The organism is Kribbella sp. NPDC056861 (genome assembly GCF_040687575.1).
Lineage (GTDB): Bacteria > Actinomycetota > Actinomycetes > Propionibacteriales > Kribbellaceae > Kribbella.
Window position 1 is genome coordinate 136,871 of record NZ_JBFBNQ010000004.1, and the last position, 20,512, is coordinate 157,382.

The 20,512-nt window shown below is 68.1% G+C and carries 17 protein-coding genes; 13 read left to right on the plus strand and 4 right to left on the minus strand.

The features are described from left to right. The first annotated feature begins 15 nt into the window (after positions 1-15). Positions 16-561 carry a PadR family transcriptional regulator gene (locus AB0P21_RS20125; RefSeq protein WP_363698627.1) on the plus strand — a complete coding sequence of 182 codons (546 nt, stop codon included), beginning with the start codon at positions 16-18 and terminating at the stop codon, positions 559-561. Further along, positions 558-2,591, plus strand: a complete 2,034-nt coding sequence (locus AB0P21_RS20130) for an NADPH-dependent 2,4-dienoyl-CoA reductase (RefSeq protein ID WP_363698628.1) — start codon at positions 558-560, stop codon at positions 2,589-2,591. Before AB0P21_RS20125 ends, AB0P21_RS20130 begins: the two co-directional genes overlap by 4 nt. Before the next feature lie 1,093 nt (positions 2,592-3,684). On the opposite strand, the gene AB0P21_RS20135 is transcribed toward AB0P21_RS20130, so the two are convergent. Then, positions 3,685-5,532: a DUF222 domain-containing protein gene (locus tag AB0P21_RS20135; protein WP_363698629.1), complete on the minus strand. Its 1,848-nt coding sequence runs from the start codon at positions 5,530-5,532 to the stop codon at positions 3,685-3,687. 138 nt (positions 5,533-5,670) lie between these two features. Here AB0P21_RS20135 and AB0P21_RS20140 point away from each other — a divergent pair, with 138 nt between their 5' ends. The 8 genes from AB0P21_RS20140 (at position 5,671) to AB0P21_RS20175 (ending at position 15,168) form a co-directional block, all read left to right on the plus strand. Continuing rightward, entirely contained in the window at positions 5,671-6,303 is a 633-nt protein-coding gene (locus tag AB0P21_RS20140) for an SAM-dependent methyltransferase (protein ID WP_363698630.1), read from the plus strand. Positions 6,304-6,363: 60 nt separating this feature from the next. Beyond that, a complete protein-coding gene (locus AB0P21_RS20145; RefSeq protein ID WP_363698631.1) occupies positions 6,364-7,188 on the plus strand; it encodes an ABC transporter ATP-binding protein in 825 nt (274 codons plus the stop codon). A 4-nt stretch (positions 7,189-7,192) separates the two neighbouring features. Then, on the plus strand, positions 7,193-8,173 hold the full coding sequence (locus AB0P21_RS20150; RefSeq protein ID WP_363698632.1) for an iron-siderophore ABC transporter substrate-binding protein: 981 nt from the start codon (positions 7,193-7,195) through the stop codon (positions 8,171-8,173). Continuing rightward, entirely contained in the window at positions 8,170-10,269 is a 2,100-nt protein-coding gene (locus AB0P21_RS20155) for an iron ABC transporter permease (RefSeq protein WP_363698633.1), read from the plus strand. Before AB0P21_RS20150 ends, AB0P21_RS20155 begins: the two co-directional genes overlap by 4 nt. Before the next feature lie 172 nt (positions 10,270-10,441). Beyond that, positions 10,442-11,731: a metallophosphoesterase gene (locus tag AB0P21_RS20160; protein WP_363698634.1), complete on the plus strand. Its 1,290-nt coding sequence runs from the start codon at positions 10,442-10,444 to the stop codon at positions 11,729-11,731. Positions 11,732-11,805: 74 nt separating this feature from the next. Beyond that, entirely contained in the window at positions 11,806-12,975 is a 1,170-nt protein-coding gene (locus tag AB0P21_RS20165) for an MFS transporter (protein WP_363698635.1), read from the plus strand. Continuing rightward, on the plus strand, positions 12,972-13,901 hold the full coding sequence (locus AB0P21_RS20170; RefSeq protein WP_363698636.1) for a hypothetical protein: 930 nt from the start codon (positions 12,972-12,974) through the stop codon (positions 13,899-13,901). The genes AB0P21_RS20165 and AB0P21_RS20170 overlap by 4 nt, the downstream gene beginning before the upstream one ends. 34 nt (positions 13,902-13,935) lie before the next feature. Further along, positions 13,936-15,168, plus strand: a complete 1,233-nt coding sequence (locus AB0P21_RS20175) for a YibE/F family protein (RefSeq protein WP_363698637.1) — start codon at positions 13,936-13,938, stop codon at positions 15,166-15,168. 811 nt (positions 15,169-15,979) lie between these two features. Here AB0P21_RS20175 and AB0P21_RS20180 read toward each other — a convergent pair. Then, positions 15,980-16,567 carry an HhH-GPD-type base excision DNA repair protein gene (locus tag AB0P21_RS20180; RefSeq protein WP_363698638.1) on the minus strand — a complete coding sequence of 196 codons (588 nt, stop codon included), beginning with the start codon at positions 16,565-16,567 and terminating at the stop codon, positions 15,980-15,982. 82 nt (positions 16,568-16,649) lie between these two features. Between AB0P21_RS20180 and AB0P21_RS20185 the strand changes: the two genes are divergently transcribed. Then, entirely contained in the window at positions 16,650-16,802 is a 153-nt protein-coding gene (locus AB0P21_RS20185; protein ID WP_363698639.1) for a hypothetical protein, read from the plus strand. Between the two features lie 157 nt (positions 16,803-16,959). Beyond that, the gene (locus AB0P21_RS20190; RefSeq protein WP_363698640.1) at positions 16,960-17,550 is read left to right on the plus strand and encodes a TIGR03086 family metal-binding protein; all 591 of its coding nucleotides are present in this window, start codon (positions 16,960-16,962) and stop codon (positions 17,548-17,550) included. On the opposite strand, the gene AB0P21_RS20195 is transcribed toward AB0P21_RS20190, so the two are convergent. Continuing rightward, positions 17,547-18,512 carry a DJ-1/PfpI family protein gene (locus tag AB0P21_RS20195; RefSeq protein WP_363698641.1) on the minus strand — a complete coding sequence of 322 codons (966 nt, stop codon included), beginning with the start codon at positions 18,510-18,512 and terminating at the stop codon, positions 17,547-17,549. The two genes, AB0P21_RS20190 and AB0P21_RS20195, sit on opposite strands and share 4 nt — an antisense overlap. 117 nt (positions 18,513-18,629) lie before the next feature. On the opposite strand from AB0P21_RS20195, the gene AB0P21_RS20200 reads away from it, so the two are divergent. Beyond that, positions 18,630-19,259, plus strand: a complete 630-nt coding sequence (locus tag AB0P21_RS20200; RefSeq protein WP_363698642.1) for an HD domain-containing protein — start codon at positions 18,630-18,632, stop codon at positions 19,257-19,259. On the opposite strand, the gene AB0P21_RS20205 is transcribed toward AB0P21_RS20200, so the two are convergent. Continuing rightward, the gene (locus tag AB0P21_RS20205; protein WP_363698643.1) at positions 19,231-20,436 is read right to left on the minus strand and encodes an FAD-dependent monooxygenase; all 1,206 of its coding nucleotides are present in this window, start codon (positions 20,434-20,436) and stop codon (positions 19,231-19,233) included. The genes AB0P21_RS20200 and AB0P21_RS20205 overlap by 29 nt on opposite strands. Positions 20,437-20,512 lie beyond the last annotated feature (76 nt).

A 20,512-nucleotide genomic window follows, 5' to 3' on the forward strand; every position in this document is an offset into this window, starting at 1 on the left:
AGGTATGGTCTGCATATGGCCCTCGAACACGCGATCCTGGTCTCGCTGACCGAGCGCGCCGGATCCGGCTACGAGCTGGCCCGGCGGTTCGATCGCTCGATCGGCTACTTCTGGCCCGCGACCCACCAGCAGATCTACCGCGTACTGCGCCGGATGGGCGAGGCCGGCTGGCTCACTCACACCGACATCGCGCAGGACGGCCGTCCCGACAAGAAGGTCTACGAGGTGTCGACTGCCGGGCGCGACGAGCTCACCCGCTGGCTCGCCGAACCCGTCGACCCGGCGATCCTCCGCGACGGGCTGGGTGTGAAGCTGCGCGGCGCCTCCCTGGGTGACGAGGCCGCAGTACTGCGAGAAGTCGAGCGTCATCGGGCCGAGCACGCGACCCGGCTGGAGGTCTATCGCGGCATCCAGAGCCGCGACTTCCCCAAGCCGGATTCGCTGAACGGCCGCGAACTCCACCAGTACCTAGTACTCCGCGGCGGCGTCCGCGCGGAGGAGTCCTTCGTGGCCTGGTGCGACGAAGTCATTCAGGCGATGCGATCGGAGCGCACCTCATGAGCGAGATTGGCGAACGAACAAGCGGCACCGTCGAGTACCCGAACCTGCTGACCCCGCTCGACCTCGGCCACGTCACCCTGAAGAACCGGGTGATCATGGGCTCGATGCACACCGGTCTCGAGGACCGCGCCAAGGACCTGCCCAAGCTCGCCGCGTACTTCGCCGAGCGGGCCCGCGGTGGCGTCGGCCTGATCGTCACCGGCGGCTACGCCCCGAACCGGACCGGCTGGCTGACCCCCTTCGGCTCGAAGCTGACCACGCGCCGCGAGGCCCGCGGACACCGTGTCGTCACCGATGCGGTGCATGCCGAAGGCGGACTGATCGCGCTGCAGATCCTGCACGCGGGCCGGTACGCGTACCACCCGTTCAGCGTCTCGGCGTCGGCGCTGAAGGCTCCGATCAACCCGTTCAAGCCGCGGGCGCTGTCGGATCGCGGGGTGCGGCGGCAGATCGCAGCGTACGTCGACTGTGCCGCGCTGGCGCAAGAAGGCGGGTACGACGGGGTCGAGGTGATGGGCTCCGAGGGCTATTTCATCAACCAGTTCCTTGCCGAGCGCACCAACAAGCGCCGCGACCGCTGGGGCGGCAGCGCCTCGAACCGGCGGCGCCTCGCTGTCGAGATCGTCCGCGGCATCCGGGACCGCGTCGGCCCCGACTTCCTGATCATCTACCGCCTCTCGATGGCGGACCTGGTCGAGGGCGGCCAGGACTGGGACGAGGTCATTGCGCTGGGCAAGGAGATCGAGGCGGCCGGCGCATCGATCATCAACACCGGAATCGGCTGGCACGAAGCGCGGGTGCCGACCATCGTGACCTCGGTACCGCGGGCGGCGTTCACGTCGATCACGGCGTCGTTCCGCCCGCACGTCTCGATCCCGGTCGTCACCTCCAACCGGATCAACCTGCCGCAGGTCGGCGAAGAGGTCCTGGCCCGCGGCGACGCCGACCTGATCAGCATGGCGCGCCCCTTCCTGGCCGACCCCGAGTGGGTGCTCAAGGCAACCACTTCCCGGTCTGACGAGATCAACGTCTGCATCGCCTGCAACCAGGCCTGCTTGGATCACGTCTTCGCGAAACGCAAGGCCAGCTGCATGGTCAACCCCCGCGCCGCCCGCGAAACCGAACTCGTGCTGCTGCCAACCCGCCGTACCCGCCGAATCGCCGTCGTCGGCGCCGGCCCCGCCGGCCTCTCCGCCGCAGTCACAGCAGCCGAACGCGGCCACGACGTCGAACTCTTCGAAGCGGACAACGAGATCGGCGGCCAGTTCGGCATCGCCCGCCGGATCCCCGGCAAGGAAGAGTTCGCCGAAACCATCCGCTACTACGAACGCCGCCTCGAACTCACCGGAGTCAAACTCCACCTGGGCCACCGCGCCGTCGCCACCGACCTGGAAGACTTCGACGAGGTCATCGTCGCGACAGGTGTCGTCCCCCGCATCCCGTCCATCCCCGGCATCGACCACGAAAAGGTCCTGTCCTACGTCGACGTAGTCCGCCACGGCCGCCCGGTCGGCAAGTCGGTAGCAGTCATCGGCGCCGGCGGCATTGGCGTCGACGTCAGCGAATTCATCACCACGATCGACTCTCCCACCCTCGACCTCGCTGCCTGGAAAGCCGAATGGGGCGTCACCGATCCGATGCTGTCTCCTGGTGCCCTCACCAAGCCCCAACCGGAACCGTCGCCTCGCAAGGTGTTCCTGCTCCAACGCAAGCCTGGCAAAATCGGCGCCGGCCTCGGAAAGACCACCGGCTGGGTGCATCGCGCCGCGTTGAAAAACAAGCAGGTCGAGTTGCTGACGTCGGTCAACTACGAACGCATCGACGACGAGGGCCTGCACATCAGTTTCGGCCCGAAGCATGAAAAGCCGCGGCTGCTGGCCGTCGACACGATCATCGTCTGCGCCGGCCAGGAGTCGGTCCGAACCTTGGCGACCCCTGCTGCGCATTTGATCGGCGGCGCCCACCTCGCCACCGAACTGGACGCCAAACGAGCTATCTCCCAAGGCACCGAACTAGCCGCCAGGCTTTAGGGAGCGCCAAGAACTTCATGAGATTGAGTGCCGGGTGCCGGGTGCCAGGTGCCGGGTGCGGGGTGCCGGGGGTTGGGTTGGGGTTGGCGCGTAAGGGGTCGCGGGTGTGAGGTGAAGCAGCTTCGCTCGGGCGGCGATTCGGTGGCGTCGGGCGGGGCAGTTGAGGACAGTCAGGCTGGTCGCCGGCGCATCGCCAGCATGTGCAGCCGAAGCCGGTCGACACTGACCGATGCCTAGGCCGATAAGCTGCGCGATCGGGCGTCGCGCGCCTGTGAGGTAGACGCTTGAGGGCGGCCTATTCGAGGGGGCCGCGTGGTGGATCCGAACGTTGGTGGCCTGGCGGTGATGACGGCAGCTCACCTGGCGGATCTCGGTGTGGAATCGAAAGACGGTAGGAATCTGTCGCCCGCAGTCCTGCAGGGGGCGTGACCGCTGGGGGACCGGCAGCCTCTCGGTGCAGACATGACCGCCGTCACCACCTGCGCCACGCCCAACGCATCACCCGAGCTTGTCGAGCCGGCTGCCCGACCGACCGCCACCGTGGTGATCGCCGCCGCGCTGCAGACGATGGACCGTTCTGCGGCTGCGGGAGCGGCAGCGGCAGTGGTAGCGCCTGCGGCAGCGGTACCGGCAGCGCCTGCGACAGCGGCAGTGCCTGCAGTACCGGCAATGCCTTCAGTACCGGCAGCGCCTGCGACAGCGGCAGTGCCTGCGGCTCGGAGACGGTGGACAGGTTACGAGCCTGGCGATCACGGACGCAATGGATTTGGACCCGGCGCTGCGTCATCCGGGGCTGAGTCGGCGTACCGGACATTTACTGAGCAGGTGCATGGTGCAGGTCTAGCTAACTGCTCGCGATCAAACAGTGCCGATGGGTTCAGCGCTTTGCCACGCCCCTCACGCACCACCTTGAGCGAAGCGACGGCAGGGCGGCGATTCAGATCAGTCGTCAGCAGCAGGTAGTACTCGTTAACCCTCGGGTGACAGCTAGATCGCGGGCTCATCCAACTAGCTAGGTTCGGGCCGGACGAGCCCGGTGGCCGCGTTGGCCTCAGGCTACGCGTGAAGATTCAGCTCTGATGGCGGGGAGAGATCAGGCAGTGTCGGGCCATGGGTCGTAGGTGGCTGCTTCTTCGGGGGTGATCCAGGTGACGTCGTTGGTGTGCGGCCAGCGGCGGGTAGGCGTTGGTGTGGGTGGTGCAGGGTCAGTGCCGGTGATGTCGCATGGGTCTGAGGCAACGTCGGCGGTGGTGCAAGGTGTCGGATCGGTACCGGCGGTGGTGGACAGCACTGGTTCGGTACCGGCGGTGGTGGATGGGGTTGGTTCGGTACCGGCGGTGGTGGATGGGGTTGGTTCGGTACCGGCGGTGGTGGATGGGGTTGGTTCGGTACCGGCGGTGGTGGATGGGGCTGGTTCGGTACCGGCGGTGGTGCACGGTGCCGGATTGGTACCAGCGGTGGTGCACGGTGCCGGATTGGTACCAGCGGTGGTGCACGGTGCCGGATCGGCGCCAGTTGTGGTGGGTGAAGGGCTGGTGGCATTGGCCGCCGCGTCCTCAGGTGAGTGGCAGATAGCTGCGGCTGTGGTTGTGGTGGTCGGCTTTGGGGGTGGTGGGCAGGTGTCAGCGTCTGTCGCCGCGAGAGGTGCGGGGGCGGCAGGGCTGGGCGTGGCTGGTTTTCGGTGTCTGCCCGGCGGACGGTTCGCCCAGGCGGGTGGGGTGACCTGGACCTGGTCGTCTTCGATGGTGACTGTCCAGTGGCCCTGGTGCAGGGAGGTGTGGTCGACGCGGCAGAGCAGGACCATGTTCGCGAGGCTGGTGTCGCCGCCTTCGGCCCAGCTGGTGACGTGGTGGGCGTCGCAGTAGATCGGTGGGGCGTGGCAGACCACGCAGCCTCGGTCGCGGACGTTGAGTGCGTTGCGGATGGCCGGGGTGACGAGGCGGTTTTCGCGGCCGACGTCGAGGAGCTGCCCGGCGGAGCCCAGCACGATGGGGATGATGCCTGCGTCGCAGGCCAGGCGGCGGACCGCAGCGGCGGAGAGGCCGTCGCCGAACGCGAGGGCGCCGGTGGCGTGCTGGCCGGCTTCGAGCAGGTCGTTGAGGTCGATCGTGACGGTGATGTGGGGTTTGATGCCGCCGCGGGCTGGGAGGTCGCCGGTGTTGAGGGCGATGGTCAGGGCGTCCATCAACGCGTCGGCTTGGCGTTTTCCGCGGGACCTCGGGTCGGGGTCGCCGTCGTCGGTGTTGTGGGGTTTCGCGCCGGTCTGGAGGACTGTTTCCAGGGCTTCGGCGTTCTCGGCGGCGTAGAAGCCGCCGAAGCGGAGGCCGCCGTCGTCGGTCTTCTTGGTCCAGAGTTCTTCGCGGCGCCGGGCGGCGTCTTCTCGGGGTTCGGGGCCGTCGGTGTCGAGGAGGTTGCGAACCTGGACGCCGAGTGTGCGCAGACCCGAGGGTGAGAGGTGCTCGCTGGCTTCGACCATGCGGAGTTCGGCTTCGGCGAGGTCTTCGACCGCGACGTTGGCTCGGGCCGGGATCTTGTCCAGAGCGGAAACGATCGCTTCGGCTTGCCCCATGTGCAGAACCACCGCGCTCTCGCCGCTGTCGCTGTCTCCGCAGTCGCCATCGATGGGGGCGTCGCCGCCGTCATCGTCGCCGGTGGTGCGGTCGAGGCACGAGGTGGCGAGCGCGGCCGCGACGGCCGGGTATTTGTGGAGGCGGGTTGCGAAGTGGACGCGGCGGTGGGCTTCGGTGGGGTCGAGCCTGTACCGGTGGGTGATGAGCCGGGCGGTGTCGTGGGCGCCAACTTCGGCGGCGTAGCCGATCTGGTCGAGGCGGTTGAGGATATGGGCCTGGCGGGCTTTGAGTTCCTCGAGTTCTTCGTGCAGGGCGTCGTAGGCGGTCAGCAGTTCGCTGCCGCTCATCAACACCACCGCTCGGTCGTTCATACCTCAAAGGCTAGATGATTCCACCGACAAACACCGAGCCAGTTTTCCCTTATCCACAAGAGGAAACGTCACATCGGAAGATCCAGAAAAAGCTGTAGGCGATGGTAACGAAGCAAGCGAGCGCCTAGGGTCGGAGAGGTGACGGAGACAAACTGGGTCGAGTGGCATGACGCCTACGAGCGGCCGGGGTCGGGGCTGGCGGATCGACTTGCTGCGGTCCGCGCGCAGATCAACCGTTGGCTGGATGAGACCGAATCAAAACCAGTGAAGGTGATCAGCGCATGTGCTGGTGACGGGCGGGATCTGCTTGGAGTATTGGCCAGGCGCGATGATGCAGAGCGGGTCACAGCACTCCTGGTCGAGTACGACGCAGGACTGGCTGCTCGTGCGTGGGAGGCTGCCGAAGCGCTGCCGGCGCATATCGAGGTCAGGCAGGCTGATGCGGCGCAGAGTGAGGTCTATACCGACGCGGTTCCGGCTGATCTGGTGTTGCTGTGTGGGATTTTCGGCAATGTGAGTGATGCCGATGTTCGCAAGACCATCGAGGCGGCGCCTCAGCTCTGCGCGGCAGGGGCCGAGGTGGTCTGGACTCGGCATCGTGACGAGCCTGACCTGACGCCGGCGATTCGTGCGTGGTTCGCGGAAGCGGGGTTCGAAGAGGTGGCGTTTGTCGCGCCGGAGGCAGAACTGTGGTCGGTGGGGGTGCATCGCTTGGTGGCAGAACCCCAACCACATGAGACCGGCGGGCACTGGTTCACCTTTACCAGGTAGTCGTTCAGCTACTGGTCGTGAGGCTGACATGATCGGTTAGGTGAGGCTATCCTTCGTGCCATGCAGGAGTCTGTGGGGCTGACCGGGGTCGAGCTGTGTCTCGGATATCACGGCAAGCAGGTGGTGGACGGTGCGTCGCTGGAGATCGCGGCGGCCGGCGTCACTGCGTTGGTGGGGCCCAACGGCAGTGGGAAGTCGACGCTGCTGCGGGCGCTGGCTCGGCTGCACAGGCCGGATGCGGGGGAGATCAGCTTTCCCGATGGGGAGTCCGCGCTCAGCCTGTCCTCGAAGGACTTCGCGCGTAGGGTGACGCTGCTCTCGCAGTCCCGGCCTACTCCGAACGGTGTGAGTGTGCGGGATGTCGTCGGCTACGGCCGGCACCCGTACCGCGGGCGCTGGCGGCACGACGATTCTGATGGCAATCGTGCGATCAACCACGCGATGGATGTCACCGGGGTTACCTCGATGGCCGAGCGGGCTGTCGACGAGTTGTCCGGTGGGGAGCTTCAGCGGGTCTGGCTGGCTACCTGTCTGGCGCAGGACACCGGGGTTCTGCTGCTCGACGAGCCGACCACGTTCCTGGATCTGCGGTATCAGATCGAGATCCTCGATCTGATGCGCGATCTCGCCGACGACCACGGGGTTGCCGTCGGCGTCGTGCTGCACGACCTGAACCAGGCCGCTGCCGTCGCGGACCGGATCGCGTTGCTCGACCGGGGCCGGATCCGCGCGACCGGTACGCCGGCCGAAGTACTGCGGGCCGACGCGTTGTCCGAGACCTACGGGATCCGGATCGAGGTCAGTACCGATCCGTCGACCGGGCTGGTCAGCACCCAACCCGTGGGCAAGCACCTGCAACGACCCACCTTTCGAAACACCAACTGAGGTCATGATGAAGAGAGTCACCGCACTTGCCGCCGCCGCACTGGCCCTGGTGCTGACCGCCTGCGGCAGCAGCGAGAACGTCACCCCGGAGGCGAACAGCAGCTCGGCCGCCGCGCAGCCCGTCTCCGTCACCGACGCGCGGAACAAGAAGATCGACCTGAAGGCACCTGCCACCAAGGTCGTCGGCCTCGAGTGGGGTGTGATCGAGAACGTGATCACCCTCGGCGTGATGCCGGTCGGGGTCGCCGATGTCAAGGGCTACACCGCCTGGGTCTCGGCCGAGAAGCTCGACTCGTCGGTCAAGGACGTCGGTACCCGCGGTGAGTCCAGCGTGGACGCGATCGTTGCCCTCAACCCCGATCTGATCATCACCACCACCGACGAGTCGGCCGCCACCATCGCGCAACTGGAGAAGGCCGCGCCGGTACTGGTGGTCCGCGGCGCGGATGCGAAGAACGCGATCCCGCAGATGCGGAAGAACTTCGAGCTGATCGGCCAGGCGCTCGGTAAGTCCGACCAGGCCACGACGGTGCTCGCCGACTTCGACAAGAAGATTGCCGACGGCAAGCAGAAGATCGCCGACGCCGGCAAGGCCGGTACGGCGTACACGATGGCCGACGGGTACAAGGAGGGCAGCACGATCTCGATCCGGATGTTCACCTCCGGCTCGCTGCTCGGCGCGGTCGCCGACGAGCTCGGCATGAAGAACGCCTGGACCGCGGCCGGCGACCCGGACTACGGCCTGGCGCAGACCGACATCGAGGGCCTGACCAAGCTGAAGGACGGCGAGTTCCTCTACATCGCCAACAAGGACGACGGCGGTGACGTGTTCGGCGGCGACCTGGCCAAGAACGCGATCTGGAAGAACCTGCCGTTCGTGAAGAGCGGCAACGTGCACCGGCTGGCCGACGGGATCTGGATGTTCGGCGGACCGAAGTCGACCGAGCAGTTCATCGACGCGACGGTGCAGGCAGTCACCTCTTGACCCAGCTGACCGCCCAGCGGCCCGACGACCTCGCCACCGCGCCCCTGGAGCCCGTACGCCGGGTGCGCGTGGCGGGGGTGTTCGTCATCGCGGGAATCGCGGTGGTGCTGCTGGCGGCGGTCCACCTGACCCAGGGCACGTCCTCGGTACACGCCCTGGACCTGCTCAAGCTGGTGATCGGCCAGGGCACGGACAACTCCGCGAACGTGTTGATCGCGTCGCGGCTGCCCAGGCTGCTGGCCGGAGTACTGGTCGGGGTCGCGTTGGGCTTTGCCGGTGCCGGCCTGCAGTCGCTCGCCCGGAACCCGCTGGCCTCGCCGGACACGCTCGGTGTCAACGCCGGCGCCTATCTCGCGGTGGTGACGTTCGCGGCCTTTGGGATCACCCTCCCGACCCTGCCGGCGGGCGGCGTCGCGTTTATCGGCGGACTGGCGGCCGCAGTACTGGTCCTGGGGTTGTCGGCCGGTGGTACGGCCGGGCCGACCAGGTTGATCCTTGCCGGCTCGGCGGTCGCGATGGCGTTGGCCGGGTTGACCACGCTGCTGATGTTGCTCTACCAGCAGGAGACGGTCCGCACGTTCGCCTGGGGAGCGGGCACGTTGGTCCAGACCGACCTGGTCGCGGTCAAGCAGATGGCACCGATCGTTGCCCTCGGCATTCTCGCCGCGATGCTGCTGGCACCCAAGCTGGACATCCTTGCCCTCGGCGACGACACGGCCTCCGTGCTGGGTGTCCGAGTACGCCGTACGCGCGTGTGGATCACGCTGGTCACAGTCATGTTGTCGGCCGCGGCAGTCACGGTCGCCGGCCCAGTGGGCTTCGTCGGGCTCGTCGCGCCGGTGCTCGTCCGGCTGATCGCTCCGCTCGTCCCCGGGTTGATGCGGCATCGGGTACTGCTGCCGCTCTCGGGTGTCTCGGGCATCCTCGTCGTCCTGGCCTCGGATGTCGTCCTCCGGGCCATCCTCGGTGCTCAAGCCGGCGTCGAGATCCCGACCGGCATCATGACCATGCTGGTCGGCGCGATCGTGCTCGTCTGGCTGGCCCGCCGGTTCCGCGACTCCGGTCCGAGCCGGCAGCAGGCCGGGGGGACGGGCGCCGGGCTGCGGAGCCTGCGCACGTTCTGGATCGTCACCATCTCGCTGGTGGTTCTGCTGGCCGGCGCGCTCGTGTTCGCGATGCTCGCGGGGGACGCCTTCCTGCGAACCGGGGACATCGCCAACTGGGTGAATGGCCGGTCCGGCCGCGCGATCACCTTTGTCCTGGACACGCGCTTCCCGCGGGTGTTGTCGGCCGTCCTCTGTGGAGCGGCGCTCGCGATCGCCGGCGCCACCGTGCAGGCCGTCTGCCGCAACCCGCTGGCGGAGCCGGGCATCCTCGGCATCGAAGGCGGTGCCGGGGTCGGCGCCATCGTTGTCCTGATGGTGGTGCCGACGGCTGGGATCTGGCTGCTGTCCGGCGTCGCCGCCGCGGCCGCACTGGCCACCTTCGCGCTGGTCTATCTGGTCTCCTGGAGGGGTGGGCTCAGTTCGGACCGGCTGGTGCTGATCGGGGTCGGCGTCTCGTCGGCGACGACCGCGGTCATCACCTTCGTGATCGTCTACACCAACCCGTGGAACGTCAGCCTGGCGATGACGTGGCTGTCCGGCAGCACGTACGGCCGCACCTTGCCGCAGTTGATCCCGGTTGCCATCGCGCTGGTGGTCCTGACCCCGGTGATCGTGCTGGCGCGCCGTGAGCTGGACCTGCTCGCGCTGGACGACGACGTTCCGCGGATCCTCGGCGTACGGCTGGAGCGCACCCGGCTGATCGCCCTGGCCGGAGCAGCGCTGATGACGGCCGCCGCGGTCTCGGCGATCGGGGTGGTGGGCTTCGTCGGCCTGGTCGCTCCGCACGCTGCCCGCGCGCTCGTGGGTGGACGGCATGCGCGTTTGCTGCCCGTCGCGGCGCTGCTGGGCGCAGTACTGGTGAGTGTGGCGGACAGTCTCGGCCGGACGCTGCTGGCTCCCGCGCAGATCCCCGCCGGTCTGCTGACCGCGATGATCGGCGCCCCGTACTTCGTCTACCTGCTCTGGCGGACCCGGGCCGTAAGACTCTGAGCCGTAAAACGCTGAGCCCGTAAAACTCTGAACGGTCCGCCAGAAGGCGTTTTCCGTTGCCTGCTTCACGCGGTGTTCATTCACTGAACATCGCCTGGTGTTTTCCGGGGTGGTTGCTGATTGTGCTCAGGCCGCTACTTTGCTGTCACCCCTAACGCCCGAGGTGGACATCATGCGCGTGCTGAAAACTCCGTCCCGTCGTACCGCGATCGCGGCCCTGGTCACCGGCACCCTGCTGGCCGGAGCGCTGGCGGTCGTCGCCACCAACTCGTCAGACGATGCGCGGCCGGTTGCTGCTGCCGTCCCAGCGACGCAGGACACCATCGTTCCTGGCGAGCAGCTCCAACTTGCCGAGACCGGCGCCAAGACAGTGGCGATCGACACCGTCGCCGCCGCGAAGGGTGGCGCGACGCAGCAGGTCTGCGCCGCACCCGGTGACGAGTGGATCCGAATCCGCTTCAAGGAACTGACCCTGGTCGGCAAGGACACCGTCACGCTCACCGGCTCGCGCGGCGGCAGTTACACGCTCAAGGCAACCAACTGGCAAGGAAAGTCCTTCTACACCAGGTCTTTCCAGGGCAACTGTGTGAGCGTGCAGCCCAACTTCGCGGCCGCCAGCAGTTATCGCGTCGATGCCTACCAGGCCGGGATCCTGGCGACCGTCACCGTGGCTGCCGCCGGCGACATCTGCGGCTCGGCATGCAACCAGACCCGGCCGCTGGTGGAGAGCATGAACCCGGCCGCGGTGATCACCGCCGGCGACAACGCCTACGAGAGCGGGACGTTGACGGAGTACAACAACAGCTACAACCCGCAGTGGGGTGTCTTCAAGAGCAAGACCTTCCCGACACCGGGCAACCACGAGTACAACACCTCGAACGCCAAAGGGTACTTCGACTACTTCAACGGCGTCGGCCAGAACACCGGCCGGGCCGGCGAACGCGGCAAGGGCTACTACAGCTTCGACGTCGGCGACTGGCACTTCGTCGCGCTGAACTCGAACATCTCCAAGTCGGCGAGCAGCACTCAGGTCCAGTGGCTGCGTGCCGATCTCGCGGCGAGCACCAAGCCCTGTACCGCGGCGTACTGGCACCACTCGCGCTTCGCGGCCGGCAACTACGGTGACAACACGTCGATGCAGCCGTTCTTCCAGGCGCTCTACGACTACCACGCCGACCTGGTGGTCAGCGGGCACGACCACAACTACATCCGGTTCGCGCCGTCGAAGCCCGACGGCACCAAGGACGCGGCGAACGGCGTACGGCAGCTGCTGATCGGCACCGGCGGACGCGCGCTGTACGGCGCCGGCGGTACGACGAGGGCGACGATCGAGAAGAAGGAGTACAGCACCTTCGGGGTCGGCAAGCTCACCCTGACGGCCACCGGCTACACGGCCGCCTTCGTCCCAGTCGCCGGCCGGACCTTCACCGACTCGGTCCAGGGCACCTGCCACGCCAAGTGATGTACCTCTCGAGCACGCGAGCAGCAGACACCGCTCGCACGACGACTTCACTGGCCGGTGTTCAGCCGCGGAGGGTGTCCGGAACTGTCATCGCGCTCGGGTTGGTGAGCCTGGTGACGGATGCCTCCGCGGAGATGGTGACGGCGATCCTGCCGCTCTACCTGATGTACGGCCTCGGTCTCGGCTTCCTCCAGCTCGGCGCACTCGACGCGCTCTACACCGGCGCGACCGCGGTGCTCCGGCTGGCAGGCGGCCACCTGGCCGATCGCCTCGGACGGCCGAAGGCGGTAGCAATAGCCGGTTACGGACTCTCTGCCCTGACGAAGCTCGGACTACCAGCAGTCGGCGGATCACTGGCCGGCCTGAGCTCGGTGATCGCCGTCGACCGAGCAGGCAAAGGCATCCGTACCGCGCCGCGCGACGCGCTCATCTCGCTGTCCACCCCGGTGGAGGACCTCGGTCGCGCGTTCGGCGTGCACCGGGCCCTCGACACGGCAGGCGCGCTGCTCGGCCCGTTGCTCGGGTTCGCGATCATCGCGGCGATCCCGGGCAGCTACGACGTCGTGTTCAGTACCAGCTTCTGCCTGGCGGCGATCGGTGTGCTGATCCTCGTCTTCTTCGTCACCCAACCGCGCACGCTGGTCAGCAAGGCCGCTGTCAGCGTGCGCGCCGGGCTGGCCGCGGCGACGGCGCCGGAGCTGCGGCGGTTGATCATCGCCGCGGGGCTGCTCGGTCTCGTCACGGTCGGCGATATGTTCCTGTACTTCTCGGTGCAGCGCACGGCCGGTCTCCCACCTGCCGTGCTTCCGCTGCTGCCACTCGGTACTGCGTTGACGTTCATGCTGGCCGCGATCCCGTTCGGACGGCTGGCTGACCGGATCGGCCGGTGGAAGCTGTTCCTCGTCGGCCACGGGCTGCTGCTGGGCGCGTATCTGCTGATCGCCGCCGATGCCGAAGGCCGAGTTGTGGCGGCCGCGGTGTTGTTGCTGCACGGGCTGTTCTATGCGGCGAGTGATGGCGTGCTGATGGCGTACGCCGGTCCGCTGATCCCGGCGTCGTTGCGGGCGACCGGGATGGCGGTGGTCCAGACTGCGCAGGCTGTCGCGAGGGCGGCAGGTGCGTTGGCGTTCGGCGCGATGGCCGCGTGGGTGCAGCCGGGGGCGACGTTCGGCTTGTTCGCCATCGCGCTCGCAGCGGCGATCGGCGTGGGTGCTTGGCTGGGTCGACCGGAGGCGGCGCGATGAATCGGGGAAGAATCGTTGCCGGGGTCACCTTGATCGCCGTAGTTGTTGCTGCGGGCATCGGCTATCTGGGATGGCGGGTCGCGACGACCCAGGAAGCATCCGCGCAGAGTGGAGTGCAGCTCGATCGCGCGGGTTCGATGCTGTACGTCGAGCCGGCGACCAACAGAGTCCGGCAGACTGTGAACGGTGCCGTGATCGGCTCGGGTCCGGTGTGTCAGCGGGTCTACGCTGCCGGCGGCACGATGGCCTGCCTGCGCGCGACCGCCGTACCGATGGCCTCCGAGGTCGACCTCATCGACACCACCGGCAAGGTCCGCAAAACCCTGCAACTGTGGGGGAATCCGAGTCGGGTCCGAGTCTCACCGTCGGGAGATCTCGCGGCCTGGACCGTCTTCCGGCAGGGCGACAGCTACCTGATGGCCGGCGCGTTCTCCACCACGGCCGGCATCTACGACCTCCGGAGCGGTACGCACTACGGCTCACTCGAGGACTTCACCGCGTACGTCGATGGCGCGCCGTACAAGTCGGCGGATGTGAACTACTGGGGCGTCACCTTCGCCGCCGGCGACACGACCTTCTACGCGACGATGGCGTCGAAGGGCAAGACCTGGCTGATGCGCGGCGACCTGCGCACCAAACGCCTGACGGCGCTCCGGACCAACGTCGAGTGCCCGTCGCTCTCGCCGGACGGTACCCGGATCGCCTACAAGTTCCGCGACGGCAAGAAGTGGCGTCTCCACGTGCTCACGCTGGCCGGCAACCAGGACGTCGCGTTGGCCGAGACCAGTCACATCGACGACCAAGCTGCCTGGCTCGACGACAAGACGGTTGCTTACGGCAAGCAGGCGGAGGTGTTCGCAGTACCGGCTGATGGGAGCGGGCAACCCCGCAAACTGGTCGCTGGTTCGTCACCGGCGGCCTGGTAGCCCGGTGGGACATCACCACGGTCCCGTCGGGCGAGTGGCGCGGCGGACCCGGTTGCTGGTGCTCGGTTGTCTGCTGCCGTTGCTGGGGCTGACGATCGTGCTGTTGGTTGCCTTGCGCCCCGACGGTGAGATCAAGGTCGACGCCTTGCAGAGCGCGAAGGCCAGGGGAGTGGTGACGGCGGTTGTGCCGTGCCCGCTGGCGCCGGACGAGTGCGACCGGGCGACGGTGAAGCTGACCGATGGGGTCGGCGCCGGTTCGGTGGTGACTGCCCGTGCGGTCAAGCATCCGCTGGTGCCGCGGGTGGAGAGTGGGCAGCGGATCCTGCTCGGAGTCGTGGAGGGTGCCGACCCGGAGGACCGTTACCTGTATGTCGATCAGGATCGGAGTCGCCCGCTGTTGCTGCTCGCGGGGCTGTTCGCGCTCGCGGTGATCGCGCTGTCGCGCTGGCGTGGAGTCGCGGCGCTCGGGGCGTTGGCGGTGACGGCTGTGGTGCTGACGCAGTTCGTGCTGCCGGCCATCTTGTCGGGCTCGGATCCCTTGCTGGTGGCGGTTGTCGGCGGTACGGCGATCATGGTGCTCGCGTTGTATCTCACGCACGGGATCAGCGTGCACACCTCGGTGGCGCTGCTCGGCACGATCGGCGCGTTGATGCTGACGGCTGTGCTGGGGGAGGTGTTCCTGCGGCTGACCCGGATCAGCGGGCTCAGCTCGGAAGGCGCGTCCGAGGTCGCGTCGTACGTGCCTGGGGTGGATCTGAAGGGGCTGCTGATCGCGGGGCTGGTGATCGGGGCGCTCGGCGTACTGGACGATGTCGCGATCACGCAGACGGCGGTGGTGTGGGAGTTGTCCGCTGCCAAGCCGTCGGCGACGCGGCGGGAGTTGTTCGGGGCGGGGCTGCGGGTGGGGCGTGCGCATGTGGCGGCGGTAGTGAACACGTTGGTGCTGGCGTACGCCGGGGCTGCGTTGCCGATGCTGATGTTGTTCAGCATCAGCGGGGTGCCGGAGAGCTACGTGCTGTCGACCGAGCGGGTGGCGATCGAGGTGGTGCGGGCGCTGGTCGGCGGGCTGGGGATTGTGGCCGCAGTACCGATCACTACGGCGTTGGCGGCCGCAGTACTAGAACCAGTCCCAGGCGAGGGCATGGATGCCGGGGGCGGGGTCGAGGACGGCGTAGGCGGCAGTGTGGCTGGCACCGACGGTGAGGTCGGTGACGGTGGCGGTGTCGGTGATCGAGGGGCGGTAGCTGCGGCAGACCCGGGCCGGTAGGACCGACGGGGCGAACGAGACCTGCATGGAGAAGTCGCGCATCGACTGCTGCACGCGCTGGCTGTGCATGGAGTCGGGGAGGCTGGTGCGGACCTTGTAGTGCAGTACTGCGAGCTCGTCCTTGCGTAGTGGGCGGTCGAGGAGCAGTTCGAAGGTGGTGAAGCCGGTCGGCTCGTCCTGGCGTTGGCGGCCGACACGGCAGCCGCGGGTGCTGGTGATGTCCAGCGGGTCCGCAGTACCGGCGTCGCTGCGGACGGCCACGATCAGGCGGTCCACGTCGTCGATGGCGGCGCGGGCGACCAGGTGGTAGCTGATCGACTCGAGTTGCTGGTGGGCGTCAACACTCAGGTGCAGATGCAGGCCTAGACGCACAACCTGGTGGAACGCGTCGAGGCTGCTGCCCATCCGCTCCAGTGCTCGCGCCAGGCCGTCGGGGCGTGCCCACTCTTGGTCCGGCCGGAGTGCGCCCGGCTTCTGGACCAGCCAGCGGCCGCGTGGTCGCGGCGGACCGAGCAGCGCGGCGAGGGCGTTGGGGGCGAGGCCGAGGATCTCCTCGATAGCGGTGAGCGCCCTGAGCGACTCAGGTCGCGCGGGCTGGTTGTGGCCGTGCTGCCAGTAGCTGAGCGCGGTCTTGCTGACCGGCGTACCGCGTTCCTTGAGCTTGAACTGCAACCGCTCGAGGCTCAGCCCGCTCTCCCGCACCGCGAGCCGGAGCGCCAGGCTGAACGGCCCGCAGTGCAGCGCCTCCGCCAATCGCACGCCGTCGACCTGGGCGGACTCGCGGGCGGCGGGCATGCACCGAGTGTGCTGGTCAGCCGACCAGGTTGTCCTGTTTGTCGCGTTTCGCCGCCTTCTGCGCCTTCTTCCACTCGCGCACCTTGGCCAGCGACTCCGGACCGTCGATGTCGGCCACCGAGCGCGGTACGTCGTCGCCGAACTTGCCGGCCGCCTCCCGCCAGCCCTCCGGCGCGACCCCCTGGGTCTTGGCCAGGATGGCGACGAAGATCTTCGCCTTCTCCTCGCCGTACCCCGGGAGCGCGTGCAGCCGGCGGTACAGCTCGGCGCCGGTGTCGACGCCCTTCCAGAGGTTGGCCGCCTTGCCGCGGTACTCGTCGGTCAGCACCACGCAGACCTGGTGGATCCGCTTGCCCATCGAGCCGGGGAAGCGGTGGATCGACGGCTTCTCGGAGCAGACGGCGACGAACTCCTCGACGTCCATCGCGGCGATCTTCTTCGCGTCCAGGTGGCCGAGCCGCTCCTTGAGCTTGGCCGGGCCGCCGAACGCCCACTCCATCGGTACCTGCTGATCCAGCAGCATGCCGAGCAGCAGGGCGGTACCGTCCTTGTTGAGCAGACCGTCAGCGGCCTTGTCACCTGTGATGTAGAGCGTCCCGGGCATGCGCTCAGGCTACTGGTTCCGCCGGATCAGGCACACTGGGAGTCCGGCGCCGGACGAACCGGCGCGACCGGAGGGGAACACCATGTCGCCTGAGCCCGAGGACTTCCGCAAGCTGCCTGACCCGGTCCGCCTCGAGGACACCGTGGTGCTGGTTCCGGGGAGCGCGCCGAGCGACCCCGAGGGCGGCCGCAACGTCGCGCAGGACCACGCCGTGGGAGTCCGCGAGACGCAGTAAGTGCTTTCCGTACTCCGTCCGCGCCGGCTGACCCCGGCGGACGTCGTACCGGCTGCGGGTTAACCCCTGCGACTGGGCTGATCCGCGCCGAAACGCGGGCGTGCGCCGGGGTACCGGCCTATGCTCAGCGAGGGCAGGGCGACGTGGAGGAGAGCGGATGGACATCCGGGATCTGGACCGGCGAGCCGGAGCGTTACTCGGCGAGGTGGTCATGCAGGTGCGCACCGAGCAGCTGTGGTTCCCCACCCCTTGCCCGGACTGGACGGTCCGCGGGCTGCTGCGGCATCTGGTGAGCGAGAACGAGGGGTTCGCCGCGGCGGCGATCAACGGCTCGGCGCCGGTGCAGACGTGGACCGGCGGGCGGCTCGGTGACAACCCGGCTGGTGCCTATCGCCGCTCCAACGTGCGGGTGGCCGAAGCATTCGCCGACGGTGGGCTGCTGGACCAGCCGATGGAGGTGCGGGAGTTCGGTACCTTCCCGCGGCGGGTCGCGCTGACCTTCCGGCAACTGGACTGCGTGGTGCATGCGTGGGATCTGGCGCGGGCGATCGACGCGCCGTACGACCCACCGCGCGACATGGTCGAGATGGCACTGACGCTGGCCCGGCGGATCCCTGACACCGACGGGACGCGGGGGCCGGGTGCTGCGTTCGAGCGCAGTGTGAAGGTGCCTGGCGAGGCTTCCGATCTGGCCACGCTGTTGAGTCTCCTGGGTCGTAACCCTGACTGGATTTCTCCGCTCGACTAGGTGGGGCCGACCCCCGTCGTACGGAACCGCGCCCGGTAGCTCCCCGGCGTCGTGTTCAGCACCCGGCCAAAAGCCCGCCGCAACGTCTCGGCCGTTCCCAGCCCCACCCGCCGGGCAACAACATCCAGCGGATCATCAGTTGCCTCCAGCAACACCTGGGCAGCTTCCACCCGGACCTTCTCCACGAACCGCGCGGGCGTCGTGCCGACCTCGTCGTGGAACAACCGAGTCAGATGCCGGCCGCTCACCCCGGCCAGCGACGCCAACGACTCAAGGCTGTGGTCGCCCGCAGGATCAGAGGTGATCGCGTCCAGCACCTTCCGGATCAGCTCGTGCTTGGCCTGCCCGGCGCTCAACCGCACGCTGAACTGCGACTGACCACCTGGCCGCTGCAAGAAGACCACCAACTGCTTGGCCACCATCCGCGCGGTCTCCGCGCCGAGATCCTTCTCGACCAGTGCGAGTGCGAGGTCGATGCCTGAGCTCACGCCGGCGGAGGTGATGACCGGGCCGTCCTGGACGAAGATCGCGTCTCGATCGACCGTCACCGAGGGGAAGCGCGCGGCGAGTTGGTCAGCGAGTTCCCAGTGGGTGGTGGCTCGGCGGCCGTCCAGTAGGCCGGCCGCAGCCAGGGCGAAGGCGCCGGCGCACACTGACGCAGTACGGGTGGATTGGGTGGACAAGCGGCGGATCTGGTCGAGTAGGGCGGCGTCGCTGATGGTGTGTAGCCAGTTAGGACCGCCCGGTACTACGAGAGTCGCGCCGCGGGCGTCTGCTGTTGCCAGGCTCAGGTCGACGCCGAGGCGGGTGCCCGTGTTCGCCACTACGTCGCGGCCGTCGGGTGAGGCCAGGCGGGAGCGGTAGTCGCCGCCCTGTTCGTTGGCGACGGCGAAGACCTCCAGCGGGCCGGTCACGTCGAGGAGGCGTACTCCGTCGTAGACGACCACCAGGATCTCGGGCACCTCTCGAGTATGCGGGGTGGTGTCCGGATCGGAGGGAGACCGGTCCGGAACGCGAGCACCGCCGACGCGTCCTGCGCGCGAGGCTTGCCTCACAAGCAACTGGGAGGAACACAGAAAATGGCCGGCATCGCAGGCATCGAGATCCCGGACAGCAAACTCGCTCAGGAAGCGACCGAGCTGGTCCGTGACGTCACCGACGACTTGGTCTACGACCACTCGCGCCGGGTCTTCCTGTTCGGCTCGCTGAACGGGCGGGAGCTGAAGTACGACCCGGAGCTGCTCTACGTGGGCGCCATGTTCCACGATCTCGGGCTGACCGCCGGGTACCGCGAATCGCAGCAGCGGTTCGAGATCGACGGGGCCGATGCGGCTGCCGACTTCCTGCGTAGCCAGGGGATCGGCGACGACGAGGCGCAGCTGGTCTGGACCGCGATCGCGTTGCACACCACGCCGGAGATTCCGCAGCACCTCGCGCCGGAGATCGCGTTGGTGACCGCGGGAGTGGAGGCCGACGTACTCGGGCTCGGGCTCGATCGGATCTCCGCTGATGAGCGGGCGGCGATCGTCGCGGCGCATCCCCGGCCCGACTTCAAGAACCGGATCCTGCACGCGTTCACCGAGGGCATCAAGCATCGGCCGGCGACCACCTTCGGCACTGTGAAGGCTGATGTGCTCGATCGGTTCGTGCCCGGGTTCGAGCGCACCAACTTCGTCGATGTCATCCTCGATTCGTCGTGGCCCGAGTGAGGTAGGGCTTGAGAGTGATGGCATCGGGCCGGGTGGCAGCGAGTTTGGCCAGTACGCCGCTCAGCAGGCGCGACGTCATCAGCCGGGTCGACGCGTCGCGCAGCCGGATGCCGGTGGCGGTCATCGGCATCGCGGCTTTGACTCCGCCCGGTGGGAGCTCCATCCGCTGGTCGACGTACGCCTGCAGCTCCCCCTGGTACGCCGGGAACGCGCGGGTGTAGTCGCCGTTGTGCGCCGCGAGTTCGCCGGCCAGGACGTAGGCGCCGACGAGGGCCAGCGCAGTACCGTGGCCGGCCAGTGGTGAGCCGCAGTACCCGGCGTCGCCCAGCAGGACGATCCGGCCGCGGGACCACTCCGGTACGACGACGCGGCTGGTGGTGTCGAAGTAGAAGTCGTCCGCATCACGCATCGCCGCCAGCAGGTACTGCGTATGCCAGCCGACGCCCGCGAACACCTTGGCCAGCAAGTCTTTCTGGTCGGCCTGGCTGAGTCGGGGGAGCAGGGGAGACCTGAAGCTGAGCAAGGCTTTCGCGTACTGCGGATCGTGGTCGGGGCGGAGTCCGACCCAGCGGCCGCCGGGAGCGGAGTGGATCTTCATCCAGCCGTCGAGCGCCTCGGGGGCCTTGACGGTGAAGAACGAGCCGTAGCCGCCGAGGTGTTCGACGTACTGCGCCTCCGGGCCGAACGCGAGCCTGCGGACCCGCGAGTGCACGCCGTCGGCGCCGACGACCAGGTCGAAGCGGCGCTCGGTGCCGCTGGCGAAGACCGCGGTGACGCCGGTTTCGTCCTGCGTTAGTTGGGTGATCGAGTCGCCGTAGACGTACTCGATGCCGGTCGAGGTGGCGTCGAGCAGGATCTGCGACAGGTCGCCGCGGAGGATCTCGATCTCGGCGACCGGGCCGCCGCCGTCCAGGAACTCGGCGGGGAAGGCCGCAGTACGACGTCCGTCGGCGCGCACGTAGGCCATCCCGCGTTCGTGCATCCGGCAGTCGAGGATCTGCGGCAGCAGGCCCATCCGCTCGACCACCTCGCGGGCGATGCCGCGGATGTCGACGGTCTGGCCGCCGGGGCGCGGGCTGTCGGCCAGCTCGACGACGGTGGGCTGGAAGCCGGCCTGGTGCAGCCAGTAGGCGAGGGCGGGACCGGCGATCCCGGCGCCGGAGATGAGGACCTTCATGGTGGTTCCTTCCGTCGAGGTAGTGCACGTACGGTGTATACGTGACAGCGTCACAGCTGTCCGGGTGTCTCGCCCG